Source organism: Demequina muriae (assembly GCF_030418295.1).
GTDB classification, from domain to species: Bacteria; Actinomycetota; Actinomycetes; order Actinomycetales; family Demequinaceae; genus Demequina; species Demequina muriae.
In genome coordinates this window covers 1962932-1976493 of record NZ_JAUHQA010000001.1, presented here as the reverse complement: position 1 = coordinate 1976493, position 13562 = coordinate 1962932, and the positions used below count along the sequence as shown (strand labels likewise).

Sequence of the window (13562 nt, the reverse complement as noted above, 5' to 3'; positions counted from 1 at the left end):
TGTCAGACGCCCACACGGGTAGCGATGAGCATCCGGTCGCGTCCGTTCAGATCCTGCTCCGTGCGAGCATCGGCCCAGAACTCCGAGCGCTGGACGAACCCGCGCAGCGCGGGGCCCTGCTCGTCCCCGTGCTCCATGATGAGCGTCCCGCCGACGCGCAGCAGTCGTGCGGCCTCGTCGATGATGGCGCGCGGCAGGTCGAGGCCGTCCGTGCCCATCCCATAGAGCGCCTCCGGGGGGTCATAGTCGCGGACCTCGGGGTCACGGGGGACGCCATCCGGCGGGATGTACGGAGGGTTCGCGACGACGACGTCGGCGCAGCCGTCGAACAGGTGCAGACACCGGCGTGCGTCGCCGAGCACCGTGCGCACCCGCGGACGGACGTCGGCGGGCATGAAGCGGGCGTTCAGCCGCAGATACACCAGCGCGCCCTCGCTCGCCTCGAGCATCGTCACCTCGGCGTGCTCGACCTCGCTGGCGATCGACAGCCCGATCGCGCCCGAGCCTGCGCACAGATCCGTCACGCGCACGCGCCCATCGCGGTTCGGCTTGGCCGCGCGGGCGGCGTCGATCGCGGCCTGCGCGACGGTCTCTGTCTCCGGCCGGGGGATGAACACGCCGTCGCCGACCTGCAGCTCGAGGTCGCGGAAGTACGCGACTCCCGTGATGTGCTGCAGGGGCTCGCGGCCCATGCGCCGTTCGACGCGCGCCTCGAGCAGGTCGAAGTCGAGCGGGTCCTCTGGCCAGTGGTCGTCGCGGGCCGCAGCAGTGCGCACCTCGCTGCGAGACCACCCGAACGTGTGCGCCATCAGGGCGACCGCATCGGCCTCAGGCGACGGGACTCCGGCCTCGGCAAGGCGCGACGCAATTCCGCGCAACCGCGCGCCAACGCTGGGCATCAGTCAGTCTCCGTGGGCTTCGAGTCGGGCGGCCTCGTCTGCGTCGATCGCGGACTGCACGACGGGTCCGAGGTCCCCGGACAGCACGTGATCGAGGTTGTAGGCCTTGTACCCCGTGCGGTGATCCGCGATGCGGTTCTCGGGGTAGTTGTAGGTGCGGATGCGCTCGGAGCGGTCCACCGTGCGGACCTGGGACTTGCGAATGTCCTGAGCCTCCGCATCGGCCGCCTCCTTCTGCGCGGCGAGGATCCTCGCGCGCAGGATGCGCATGGCGGACTCCTTGTTCTGGAGCTGGCTCTTCTCGTTCTGGCAGCTCACCACGATGCCCGTGGGCAGGTGGGTGATGCGGACAGCGGAGTCGGTGGTGTTGACCGACTGTCCGCCGGGGCCCGAGGAGCGGTACACGTCGATGCGCAGGTCGTTGGCGTCGATCGCCACCTCGGCGACCTCTTCGACCTCCGGGTAGACCAGCACGCCCGCGGCCGAGGTATGGATGCGGCCCTGCGACTCGGTGGCGGGCACGCGCTGCACGCGGTGGACGCCGCCCTCGTACTTGAGGTGTGCCCACACGCCGTTCTCGGGGTCGACCGCGCCCTTGGACTTGATGGCCACGGAGATGTCCTTGAAGCCGCCCATGTCGGTGGGCGTGGCCTCGAGCACCTCGGCCTGCCAGCCGCGGGACTCCGCGAACTTGAGGTACATCTTGAGCAGATCGCCCGCGAACAGCGCCGACTCCTCGCCGCCCTCGCCGGACTTGATCTCGAGGATCACATCGCGGGAGTCGTCGGGGTCGCGCGGGATCAGGATGCGCCGGAGCTTCTCCGTCGCGTCCTCTGCTGCCTGCTCGAGCGCGGGCACCTCCGCGGCGAACTCAGGGTCCGCATCGGCCATGCCGCGGGCGGCCTCGAGGTCCTCCTGCGCGGACTCCCAGGCCCGATGCGCAGCGACGACGCGGCCGAGCTCCGCAAAGCGACGCCCGAGTTTGCGCGCGCGCCCGGCGTCCGCATGGACGTCAGGTTGCGAGAGCTGATGCTCGATATCGGCGTACTCGTCCAGCAGCGGCAGGACGGCAGCGAAGGCTTCGGCCACGTCGTCTCGAGGCTTGTCGGACTACTTGTTCCCGTAGCGCTTCTCGAAGCGGGCCACGCGGCCGCCGGTGTCGAGAATCTTCTGCTTGCCGGTGTAGAACGGGTGGCACGCCGAGCAGACCTCGACGCTGATGGCGCCGGACTTCACGGTGGACATGGTCTCGAACGTGGAACCGCAGGTGCACGTGACAGTGGTGGCCACGTACTCGGGGTGAATATCCTTCTTCATGAATCTCCCTTTGAGATGCCTCCGGGTCCTCGCGCGTACTTCGCGGTCGGTGAACCGGACGGCCAGCGATCTATTCTGCCACGTCCGTGAGTGGGCGGCCACCCGCCCGCCGTCCGCCCTGAGCCGAACCTCCGTGCCCGTCCCCGTCCCTGCCAACCCGTCCCCCGCATCGGCCGCTTGCTTGCTGTGCTGCGCGCCCTCCCCATGCATCAGCGCGCTGAAGGGACATGAGCGCAGGATCCGGCCGCGATCCGGCGTCCATGTCCCTCCAGTGCGCTTGGAGTATCCACAGAACTGCTCATCATCGTTTTCCTCACCGCGGCAACTGTCGCTCAGATGGCGACATGCGTCCTATTCCAGCTCTCGTTCGACTCGACGACGACCTCACCGCCTTCCTAGGCGCGAATGCCCACGCGTTCAGCAGAGCGGACATTCTCGAGCGTTGGACCCGGACGTCACTCGAACGAGCCGTTGCGGAAGGCCATGCGAGTCGCATCTTGCCCGGGGTGTACTGCGGGACCGCACATCTGAAGGTGCCGTCGGTACGGGGCGAGGCGCTCAACCTCTGGCATCCCGCTGGACTCGTGACCGGACCACTCGCTTTGCACCTGTACTCGAATGTGCTCCCCCCTCCCCGCCTCGCCGATATCCGCGTCATCGATGGCTTTCGTCCGCGCGTTCCGGCGTGGGCCCGGTGTCGCCAAGGGGGGCCGATGCGGGCGCGCAGCCTTCCGCGCGGTGTCGCCTGTACGGTCCCTGAGCTAGCGCTGCTCGACGCTTGGCGTTACGCGGCACCGACCGACCGCCTCAACATCGTCTACGAAGCACTGTGGGAGCGAGTCTGTACGTGGCAAGCGCTGGCGCGCGAGGTGGAGCGGACCACGCGGGTGTCAGGACGTAGGGATCTTGAGCGAATGCTCGGATGGTTTGCCGAGGGCGCGACCTCGCCTCTCGAAGTCCGCGCCAAGTACGAGACCTTCGCCGATGCGCGCTTTGGCGACTTCGAGTGGCAGGTCGAGCTGGGGCTGGGATCGCGCCGCGTCACCGTAGACATGCTCCACCGGTCGGCCATGGTGATCGTCGAACTCGATGGCGACCGCTACCACTCCACGCGCGGGGCACGAAATGATGACCGGGAGCGCCAGAACGACCTAGCGGCGGCGGGCTACGTCACCATCCGGCTCGGGTGGGACGACATCGTGCGGCGCCCTGCGCGCAGTCGCCAACGAGTCCTGGCGGTCATCGAGGGGCGACTCTCCCGTGCTGGAGGGACATGAGCGCAGGATCTTGGACACATCGTGCGCTCATGTCCCTCCAGCACGTGGGGGTGGGCACGGGGCAGGCAAGCGGCCGATGCGGGGGTGGGGACGCAGAAGGCCCCGGTCCACCTGACGGCGGGCCGGGGCCTTCGTACTGGACGAACCCGCTACTTGACGGTGAGCTCGTTCTCGCCGTTCTTGTCCGGCGTGGTCTTGGCGACCTGCATCAGGAACTCGGCGTTGGTCTTGTGGTCCCTCAGGCGACCCAGCAGCAGCTCGGTCGCGGCGACGGACTCCAGCCCGGACAGAACGCGGCGGAGCTTCCACATGACCTTGAGCTCCTCGGTCGAGACCAGGATCTCCTCGCGGCGCGTGCCGGACGAGTTGACGTCCACAGCCGGGAAGATGCGGCGGTCGGCGAGCTGACGCGACAGGCGCAGCTCCATGTTGCCGGTGCCCTTGAACTCCTCGAAGATCACCTCGTCCATCTTGGAACCGGTGTCCACGAGCGCGGTCGCCAGGATGGTCAGCGAGCCGCCGTGCTCGATGTTGCGCGCGGCGCCGAAGAACTTCTTGGGCGGGTACAGCGCGGCGCTGTCCACACCGCCGGAGAGGATGCGGCCCGATGCGGGAGCGGCCAGGTTGTAGGCGCGGCCCAGGCGGGTGATGCCGTCGAGCAGCACCACGACGTCCTGACCCAGCTCGACCAGGCGCTTGGCCCGCTCGATGGCGAGCTCCGCCACCTGGGTGTGGTCAACCGCCGGGCGGTCGAAGGTCGAGGCGATGACCTCTCCCTTGACGGACCGCTGGAAGTCCGTGACCTCCTCGGGACGCTCGTCCACCAGGACCACCATGAGGTGGACCTCGGGGTTGTTCGCGCTGATCGCGTTCGCGATGGACTGCATCACGAGGGTCTTGCCGGCCTTGGGCGGCGACACAATGAGACCGCGCTGGCCCTTGCCGATGGGCGCGACGATGTCGATCACCCGGTTGGTGAGGTTGCGGGTCTCGGTCTCGAGGTGCAGACGCTCCTGGGGGTACAGCGGCGTAAGGTCGCCGAACTCCCTGCGGGTCTTGGCCTCCTCGGGGCTGACACCGTTGACCGTGTCGACCGTCGCGAGCGCGTTGAACTTCTGACGCTGACCGCGCTCTCCCGGACGGGGAGGGCGGACGGTGCCCGTCATGGCGTCGCCCTTGCGCAGGCCGTACTTGCGGACCTGGTTCATGGAGACGTAGACGTCCGACTTGCCGGCCAGATATCCCGTGGTGCGAATGAAGGCGTACGAGTCGAGCACGTCGACGATGCCGCCCACGGGGCTCAGCTCCTCGTCGTCACGGGCGTCGTCCTCGTCGAAACGGCCCTGGGGCTCGTTGGTGGCGGCGCCGGTGGTGCTGCCGCCGCGCTCGTCGCGGTTGCGGCCACGTCCACGGCCACGGCCACGGCGCCTGCGGCCGCCGCGCTCGTCGTCGTCGTCATTGGTGTTGCGGTTGTCGTTCCCGCGGTCACTGCTATTGCGATCGTTGCTGTTGCGGTTGTCGTTCCCGCGGTCACTGCTACTGCGATCGTTGCTGCTGCGGTCGTTGGTGCGACCGCCGCGGCCCTCACCCTTGGAAGAGTCGCCCTCGGATCGAGCGCTGCCAGCGGACTGCACGGCCTCGGCGGCGCGACGGGCGCGCTCATCGCGCTCCGCGTCGGTCTCGCTCTTCGAGCCGCGGTCTCCACGACCACGACGCTGACCGGAGGACTGCTGACCGGATGACTGCTGACCAGACGGCTGCTCGCCGCCCGACTGCTGTCCGTCGGACGACGAGTCGGAGGCGGGCGCATCGTCGGTCGCCGAGGACTCCTGCTGAGCGCGGTCGTTGCTGCGGTCGTTGCTGCGGTCGGAGTCGGCCTTCGGAGCGTCGGAAGCGGGGGCGTCGGCCTTGGGAGGCACGACTCCGCCGTTGTTGATCGCTTCGACGAGGTCGCTCTTTCGCATCTTCTTGACGCCGGAGACTCCGAGCTCGGAGGCGAGTGCCTGCAACTGAGGGAGTTTCATGGCGCTGAGGGCCGCACCCTGATCGGGGCTGGCCACGGTGGTGTCTGTCACTGAAGATTCCTTCCCTCGCACGAGCCCATCTGGCTCTCGAACAGTGCGAGATACTCCCATGCGGCGGAGATGCGCGTACGCCATCGTTCGCAAACGCCTGAATGATATGGGATCGCTGTCCGCCGGGGCCGGTTGCCGTCCGGGGGAAGCGACTCCCACGCTACCACCGCAGGGGCTCCGCCTCAAATACCTCGTAGACGCGGCGGATGGGCGGTCTCGGCACGCTTCGCAAACAAGTGGCGATGAAACGACGACGTGAGACCAAAGTCGGGACTCTTATGCCGTCGCGCGGCGATAAGATGAGGCCATGGTCGACGTAAAGGCACAGGACTCGTTGGGAGACTCCCCCACGACGGACCTCTTCCAGATCCTCCGCGACGGGCGGGCACGCACGCGGTCAGAACTCGCGAGCATCACGGGGCTGGCGCGCTCCACGGTCGCCGCACGAGTCGACTCGCTCGTCAAGCTCGGCCTCGTGTCGCCGGTCGGCGACGCCGTCTCCACGGGCGGACGGCCGTCGAGCCAGTTCGCCATCAACTCCTCCGGACGCGTCGTCCTGGGCGTCGACATCGGCGCCTCGCACGCACGCATCGCGATCGCGGACCTCAGCGGCGCGCTGCTCGGTCAGGACTCCGTCGCCATGGAGGTCGCCGAGGGGCCCGAGGCGGTGCTCGGATGGGTCACGGCGGCCGCCACCGAACTCCTCGCCACCCATGGCGCCGCCGACGGCCTGCTCGCGATCGGCGTGGGTCTCCCAGGGCCCGTCGAGCACTCGAGCGGACTGCCGATCGACCCGCCGATCATGCCCGGCTGGGATCGCTACGACGTGCCGGAGCACCTGGGCCGACGGTTCGGCGTGCCGGTCCTCGTGGACAACGACGTCAACATCATGGCGCTCGGCGAACGCGACATGTCGTGGCCGGGCGTCGACCACTTCATCTTCGTGAAGGTGGCCACGGGCATCGGCTCGGGCGTGATCTCGGGCGGCTACCTCCAGCGCGGAGCCCAGGGCATCGCCGGAGACATCGGCCACGTCTACGTTCCCAGCGGCAAGGACGTCGTGTGCCGATGCGGGAACTTCGGCTGCCTCGAGGCGATCGCTGCGGGCCCCGCGATCGCGCGCCAGCTGCGTGAGAGCGGCCTCGACGTCGAGACCAGCGCCGACGTCGCAGCCCTCGTCAAGGCCGGCAACACCACCGCCATCCAGGCCGTACGAGCGGCCGGTCGGCTCATCGGCGAGGTCCTCACCACCTGCGTCAGCCTCATCAACCCCGCGGTGATCGTGCTCGGCGGCTCAATCGCCCATGCCGGGGAGCACCTGCTCGCTGGCGCCCGCGAAGTGATCTACATGCGGTCGATGCCGCTCGCGACCGGCAACCTGCAGATCGCGCAGTCCCGGTCAGGCGCGAACGCCGCGATCCAGGGCGCGAGCATGCTCGCCATTCATCACGCGCTGTCGCCCGAGCGGGTCGACGCGATGCTCGGCGGCCGCTGACCCACGCGACTCCCGCCGCGCGCGGCGGGACGTTCCAGCCGGCCGATGCGCGCCCCACGGCTGAGCCTGCGACGCACCCCCGCAACAGGGCCACCCGCGCAACAGGGCTACTTGCACAACAGGGCCACCCGCGCATCGGCCGCACCCGCCGTTGACGCAGCGACGGCCCCCGCGCCGGAGCGCGAGGGCCGTGCTGAGACTGCTGCGGGTCGTCAATCCTTCGAGCTGAATGCCGCGTCGAAGGCGGCGTCCGGAGCGTCGAAGGCGAAGCGACGCACGAACTCGAGCGCCTCGGGGGCGCCCACCAGGCGGTCCATGCCGGCGTCCTCCCACTCCACCGACAGCGGCCCGTCGTAGCCGATGGCGTTGAGCATCCGGAACGCGTCCTCCCACGGCACGTCGCCGTGACCGGTGGAGATGAAGTCCCATCCGCGGCGCGGGTCGGCCCACGCGAGGTGCGAGGACAGCCGACCATTGCGGCCATTGAGCCGCTTCTTCGTGTCCTTGCAATGCACGTGATAGATGCGGTCCTGGAAGTCCCAGAGGAAGCTCACCGGGTCGAGGTCCTGCCACACCATGTGGCTCGGGTCCCAGTTGAGGCCGAAGGACTCCCGGTGACCCATCGCCTCGAGAGTGCGCTTGGCCGTCCAGTAGTCGTAGGCGATCTCGCTCGGGTGGACCTCGAGCGCGAACCGCACGCCCTCCTCCTCGAACACGTCCATGATGGGGTTCCAGCGGTCGGCGAAGTCCTGGTAGCCGGCCTCCACCATGTCGGCCGGCACGGGCGGGAACATCGCGACGGTCTTCCAGATCGACGAGCCCGTGAACCCCACGACGGTGCTGACGCCCAGTCGCGAGGCCATGCGAGCCGTGTCCTTCATCGCCTCGGCGGCGCGCTGGCGCACGCCCTCCGGATCCCCGTCGCCCCACACCTGCGGAGACAGGATCTCCTGGTGGCGGCGATCGATCGGATCGTCGCACACGGCCTGGCCGGTGAGGTGGTTCGAGATCGCGACGATGCGCAGTCCGTGGCGCTGCATCAGGTCGAGCCGACCCTGGACGTACTCCGCGTCGTCCCACCGGCTCACGTCGACGTGGTCGCCCCAGCATGCCAGCTCGAGGCCGTCGTAGCCCCAGCCGGCCGCGAGCTCCGCGACCTGCTCGAGGGGAAGGTCGGCCCACTGGCCGGTGAACAGGCTGATCGGTCGTGCCATGTCATTGTCCTTTCATCGCTCGAAGACCCGCAACTACTCTGTCGCGGTCCATGCGCTGCCGTCGTTCGCGCTGCGCTCGACTGCGCCCAGCACCCGCTGGACCTGATAGCCGTCCGCAAAGGACGGGGTGGGCTGAGAGCCTGACGCGAGCGCCTCCACGAAGTCTTTCACCTGGTGGGAGAATCCGTGCTCGTAGCCGAGCATGTGGCCCGGGGGCCACCACGCCTCCATGTACGGGTGATCCGCCTCGGTCACGTAGATGCGGGTGAACCCCTGCTCGGTCCCGGGAGCGGTGGCGTCGTAGTACTGCACCGCGTTCATGTCCTCGAGATCGAACAGCACCGCGCCCTTGTCCCCCGCGACCTCGACCCGCAGCGCGTTCTTGCGGCCGGTGGCGAAGCGCGTGGCCTCGAACGAGCCCATGGCGCCTGAGTCGAAGCGGCCGGAGAAGGCGGCGTAGTCGTCGACGGTCACGGGTCCGCGCTCGGTGCCGGCCGAGCCGGACAGCCCTTGGCCCTGTGCGAGGACGGGGCGCTCCTTGACGAAGGTCTCCATCACGCCGGACACCTCGGTGAGGCTCAGTCCGGTGATGAACTGCGCGAGGTCCACGGCGTGCGCGCCGATGTCCCCGAGCGCCCCCGATCCGGCCTTGGACTTGTCCATGCGCCACGTCAGCGGTGCCTCGGGGTCCGAGAGCCAGTCCTGCAGGTACTGCGCGCGCACCTGGCGCACCTGACCCACGGCCCCGCGTGCGACCAGGTCGCGAGCGAAGCTGGCCGCAGGGACGCGGCGGTACGTGAAGCCGACCATAGCGAGCACGCCACGATCAGCGGCCGATGCGGCGGCGTCGGCCATGCGACGCGCCTCGTCGACGGTGTTGGCCAGGGGCTTCTCGCAGATCACGTGCTTTCCCGCCTCGAGGGCGGCGATCGCCATGTCGCAGTGCAGGTGTCCCGGCGTGACGATGTCGACGATGTCGATGTCGTCACGCGCGAGCACGGCGTCGAAGTCCTGCGACGCCTCCGCCCATCCCCACTTCTGGGCGAGGGCGGCGTTCTTGTCGGGATCCCGGCCCACCATGACGGTCATCTGGGGATCGACCGGCAGGTCGAAGAAGCGGGGGGCGGTTCTCCACCCCTGGGAGTGTGCGGCGCCCATGAATCCATTGCCGATCATGGCGACGCGCATCGGCGCGGGCATTGTGCTCTCGCTTTCTTTCGTGAGGTGGGTGGTGGAGACGGTCGGCATGGTGGCCGCCCCGGGGAGGGCGGCCACCGCACCTCAGGCGATCAGGACTCGAACCCGATCTCCATGTACTGGTCCACGTTCTCCGCCGTCACGACCGGCGCATCGAGAACGATGCGGCGCGGAACTCCAGGCGAGGCCAGGTCGCCGAGGTTGGCGTTCTGGCCCAGGAGACGGGCGAGCGCAATGCCGTCAGCCGCCTGCGTGGAGGGGTAGATGACCGTCGCCTCGAGGACGGTGTCCCCGGACTCGATCGCCTGCATCGCGTTCAGCGAGCCAGCGCCACCCACCATGAAGAACTCGTCGCGTCCGGCTTCATCGATCGCCGCGAGGACGCCGATGCCCTGGTCGTCGTCGTGGTTCCAGATCGCGTCGATCTGGGGGTTGGCCGAGAGCAGCTGAGCCGTGACCTCCTGGCCGCTGTCGATCGTGAACTCTGCAGCCACGCGCGGTCCCACGCTCAGGCCGCACTCGGCGAGTGCGTCGCTGAAGCCCTGCGACCGGTCGGTGGTGAGCTGGAGCGAGTCGATGCCGGCGATCTCGCCGATGATCGCGTCGGGCTGGTCGCCCAGACGCTCGCACATGTACTCGCCCGCGCTCACGCCCATGCCGTAGTTGTCTCCCAGGATGGTGACCCTGGCGGCGTCGGTGGACGAGAACTCGCGGTCCACGTTGACGACCGGCACACCCGCGTTCATCGCATTGATCGCGGCTTCGGTGAGCGCCGCGCCATCCGTGGGAAGCAGCACGATCACGTCGACGCCCTCGTTGACGAAGGTCTCGACCTGGCTGATCTGCAGGTTGGCGTCGTTGGTGCCCTCGGCCACACGGAGCTCGACGTCGTCGTACCCGTCGGCCTGCGCGATGGCGGCCGAGTTGATGGCGCCAAGCCAGCCGTGGTCGGCGGCGGGGCCCGAGAAGCCGATCACGACGGTCTCGCCGGATCCGCCCTCTTCTGCCGCTGCGGTCTCGTCGCCGCCTGCCTCGTCTTCGGTGTCACCGTTGTCGGCGTCAGAGCTGCAGCCAGCCAGCAGTGCCACGCCCGCGAGCGCCGCCCCGGTGGTGGCCATCATCCGCAGTCGCTTGGAGCGGAATGCGTACATGGGGTTCCTCCTCTATAGGTCACTGTCGTCATTGCCAGCGAGTAGGGGGCACGCCTGCCGGGGATCGCGATGCGACTCGGCTGCTTGTCCACACTGACCAGGCCAACGTAGCAGAAGTGACTGTGAGGCGCGCATCTTTTGTCGCCCCTCCGTCATAACAGTTTGGCTACGAAAAGTTTCGCTGCGAGCTGTCCCGTGAACGGGATTCGTGCGGAAAACGCGGTTCCGCATCGGTCTGTCGCTCCTCCTTCCGGCCACTCTGAGCCTGTGTTATGTTCGTCGCGTGATCGAAGACGACCACCCCGTGTCATTACTCGAGGTCCGGGGCCTCGCGAAGAGTTTCGGGAGCGCGAAGGCGCTCACAGGAGTCGACCTTGACGTGCGCGCGGGAGAGGTCCATTGCGTCCTCGGCCAGAATGGCGCCGGCAAGTCGACCCTGATCAAGACCCTCTCGGGCGCACACCAGCCCGATGCAGGGGAGATTCGCTGGAACGGCGAGTCAGTGAGCATCGCTGACCCCGTCGCGGCGCTCGAGCTCGGCATCGCCACGATGTACCAGGAGCTCGACGTCGTCGGCGGCCTTTCCATCGCGGAGAACATCTTCCTTGGCCACGAGCTCGCGCGTGGAGGTGTGCTGAGCCGCCGGGAGGCCGCGCAGCGCACGCGCGAACTCATGAAGCGGCTCGGCCACCCTGACCTCTCGCCGTCGCGCGAGGTCGGCACGCTCTCCCCTGCCAATCAGCAGCTCGTGTCGATGGCGCGCGCGCTCTCCCACGACATCAAACTGATGATCATGGACGAGCCGAGCGCCGTTCTCGACTCCGGCGAGGTGGACAACCTCTTCCGGGTCATCGAGGAGCTGACTCACCAGGGCATCGCAGTGATCTACATCTCCCACCGGCTCGAGGAGATCGACCGCATCGGCGATCGCATCTCCGTGCTCAAGGACGGCGCGAGCCAGGCCTCGAACCTCCCCGTCAAGGACACCTCCACGCGCGAGCTGATCTCCCTCATGACGGGCACCGACATGGAGCATGCGTTCCCTGCGCACGTGCCGATTCCTGAGGACGCACCGGTGGTGCTCGAGGTCGAGGGACTGTCGCTCGGCAAGCACTTCTCCGACGTCAGCCTCACGGTGCGCGCCGGCGAGATCGTGGGCCTCGCTGGCCTCGTGGGCTCAGGCCGCTCAGAGATCCTCGAGACCATCTACGGGCACCGCAAGGCCACGGCGGGCACGGTGCGGGTGATGGGCGAGAAGCTCAAGCCGGGCTCCGTCTCCCATGCCGTCTTCTCCGACATGGGCCTGTCTCCAGAGGAGCGCAAGAGTCAAGGGCTGCTCATGGAGGAGCCCATCTACCGCAATGCGACGCTGTCGACGTTCGCGCGGTTCGCCAAGGCGTCGTGGCTCAACGAGCCGGCCGAGCGCCGTGCCACGGAAGAGCAGATGAAGGCGCTCGAGCTCCGCCCAGCAGAGCCCAAGCGGATCACCCGGACGCTGTCGGGGGGCAACCAGCAGAAGGTGCTGCTGGCGCGCTGGCTCATCCACGGCACCAAGGTGCTGCTGCTCGATGAGCCCACTCGAGGCGTCGACGTGGGCGCGCGCATGGAGATCTACCGCCTGATTCGGCGCCTGGCCGCCGAAGGCACCGCCATTCTCATCGTCTCCTCCGAGATCGAGGAGGTCCTCGGGCTGGCGGACCGCGTGCACGTCATCGCCGACGGCCGCGTGCTCGACGAGCGTTCCACCCAAGAAATCGACGAGCACGGAGTGCTCGACATGATCATGAAGGGAAGTGCCGCGTGAGCGAGCCGACCTCCTCCACCGCCACGAGCGGCGACTCCACCCGCGCATCGGCCGCCGAGAAGCCCAACCCCATGAAGACGTTCTTCGCGAGCCCGGCCGGGCGCAGCATTGGACTGATCGTCGCGCTGCTGCTGCTGATCGCCGTGGGCGCCATCACCGCGGGCGACAACTTCATGAACATGAACAACTTCTTCGTCATCGTGCGCTACGCCGCCGTCATCGGCGTGATGGCCATCGGCATGACGTTCGTCATCACCGCGGGCGGCATCGACCTGTCGGTCGGATCGGTCCTCGGACTCTCGTCGGTGATCGCCACCATGGGCGCCATCCAGACGGCGGCCAGCGGCTTCTGGCCGCTGATGGTGTTCGTCGCGATCGCCGTGGGCGTGCTCGCGGGCCTCACGAACGGACTGATCATCGCCTACGGCAAGGTGGTGGCGTTCATCGCGACGCTCGCGATGCTCGTCGCCGCGCGAGGCCTCGCCGAGCTGATCTCGGGACGCTCGACCCAGGTGGTGAACAACCAGGGCTTCCTCAACTTCTTCCGCGGCGACTTCCTGGGCGTCGACTGGATCGTGTGGATCTTCGTGATCGTGGCGATCGCGGGCTGGTTCCTGCTCAACCGCACCACGTTCGGACGCCGGACGGTCGCCATCGGCGGCAACCCGACCGCCGCGCGCCTCGCGGGTGTCAACGTCAAGCGTCACACGGTGTACCTCTACATGATCGCGGGTGCGTGCGCCGGCATCGCCTCGCTGATCATTCTGTCGCGGACCACTGCGGGCACGTCGACGCACGGTCAGCTCATCGAGTTGGACGTGATCGCCGCCGTCGTCGTGGGTGGCACTCTGCTGGCCGGCGGCCGCGGCACCATCGGCGGCACCGTGCTGGGCGTCATGCTGTTCGCGGTGCTCGTGAACGTGTTCACCCAGAACAACCTGTCCAGCTCGTGGCAGCTGGTCGCGAGGGGCGTCATCATCGTCATCGCGGTCATGCTCCAGCAGCGGCTCGCGAATCGGGAGACCTCCTCCTCGGGTTGACCCGCGCGCCGCCACGGACGACGGCCGCCGCCCCTTCGTGGGCCGGCGGCCGTCGCTGTTCGTGGAGGGCGCGTGCAGGACGGCCGATGCGCG

General features: G+C 68.3%; 11 protein-coding genes. 4 read left to right on the top strand and 7 right to left on the bottom strand.

Translation table 11 applies throughout. The annotated features are described in order from the left end of the window. Positions 1-2: 2 nt before the first annotated feature. From prmC to rpmE, 3 genes are read right to left on the bottom strand one after another with little or no spacing between them, the layout of a single operon-like run. A complete protein-coding gene (prmC, locus tag QQX02_RS09280; RefSeq protein WP_301142631.1) occupies positions 3-899 on the bottom strand; it encodes a peptide chain release factor N(5)-glutamine methyltransferase in 897 nt (298 codons plus the stop codon). A gap of 3 nt (positions 900-902) precedes the next feature. After that, entirely contained in the window at positions 903-1988 is a 1086-nt protein-coding gene (gene prfA, locus QQX02_RS09275; protein WP_301142629.1) for a peptide chain release factor 1, read from the bottom strand. A gap of 21 nt (positions 1989-2009) precedes the next feature. Then, positions 2010-2216 carry a 50S ribosomal protein L31 gene (gene rpmE / locus QQX02_RS09270; protein ID WP_062132150.1) on the bottom strand — a complete coding sequence of 69 codons (207 nt, stop codon included), beginning with the start codon at positions 2214-2216 and terminating at the stop codon, positions 2010-2012. A gap of 914 nt (positions 2217-3130) precedes the next feature. Between rpmE and QQX02_RS09265 the strand changes: the two genes are divergently transcribed. After that, the gene (locus tag QQX02_RS09265; RefSeq protein WP_301142627.1) at positions 3131-3493 is read left to right on the top strand and encodes an endonuclease domain-containing protein; all 363 of its coding nucleotides are present in this window, start codon (positions 3131-3133) and stop codon (positions 3491-3493) included. 149 nt (positions 3494-3642) lie between these two features. Here the strand turns inward: QQX02_RS09265 and rho are convergent, their stop codons facing one another. Beyond that, positions 3643-5517 (bottom strand): transcription termination factor Rho, encoded by a 1875-nt coding sequence (gene rho, locus QQX02_RS09260; RefSeq protein WP_301143701.1) that lies wholly within the window; start codon positions 5515-5517, stop codon positions 3643-3645. Between the two features lie 358 nt (positions 5518-5875). On the opposite strand from rho, the gene QQX02_RS09255 reads away from it, so the two are divergent. Then, positions 5876-7063: an ROK family transcriptional regulator gene (locus QQX02_RS09255; protein WP_301142626.1), complete on the top strand. Its 1188-nt coding sequence runs from the start codon at positions 5876-5878 to the stop codon at positions 7061-7063. Positions 7064-7275: 212 nt separating this feature from the next. On the opposite strand, the gene QQX02_RS09250 is transcribed toward QQX02_RS09255, so the two are convergent. The 3 genes from QQX02_RS09250 to QQX02_RS09240 all read right to left on the bottom strand — a co-directional run bounded on the left by QQX02_RS09250 (position 7276) and on the right by QQX02_RS09240 (position 10625). Continuing rightward, positions 7276-8277, bottom strand: a complete 1002-nt coding sequence (locus QQX02_RS09250) for a sugar phosphate isomerase/epimerase family protein (RefSeq protein WP_301142625.1) — start codon at positions 8275-8277, stop codon at positions 7276-7278. Positions 8278-8310: 33 nt separating this feature from the next. Continuing rightward, positions 8311-9453, bottom strand: coding sequence for a Gfo/Idh/MocA family protein (locus QQX02_RS09245; RefSeq protein ID WP_301143699.1), 1143 nt, complete (start codon positions 9451-9453; stop codon positions 8311-8313). Positions 9454-9566: 113 nt separating this feature from the next. Next, positions 9567-10625: a substrate-binding domain-containing protein gene (locus tag QQX02_RS09240; protein ID WP_301142623.1), complete on the bottom strand. Its 1059-nt coding sequence runs from the start codon at positions 10623-10625 to the stop codon at positions 9567-9569. A 283-nt stretch (positions 10626-10908) separates the two neighbouring features. Here QQX02_RS09240 and QQX02_RS09235 point away from each other — a divergent pair, with 283 nt between their 5' ends. Then, positions 10909-12429: a sugar ABC transporter ATP-binding protein gene (locus tag QQX02_RS09235; protein WP_301142622.1), complete on the top strand. Its 1521-nt coding sequence runs from the start codon at positions 10909-10911 to the stop codon at positions 12427-12429. Further along, the gene (locus tag QQX02_RS09230; protein ID WP_436968507.1) at positions 12426-13469 is read left to right on the top strand and encodes an ABC transporter permease; all 1044 of its coding nucleotides are present in this window, start codon (positions 12426-12428) and stop codon (positions 13467-13469) included. Before QQX02_RS09235 ends, QQX02_RS09230 begins: the two co-directional genes overlap by 4 nt. Positions 13470-13562 lie beyond the last annotated feature (93 nt).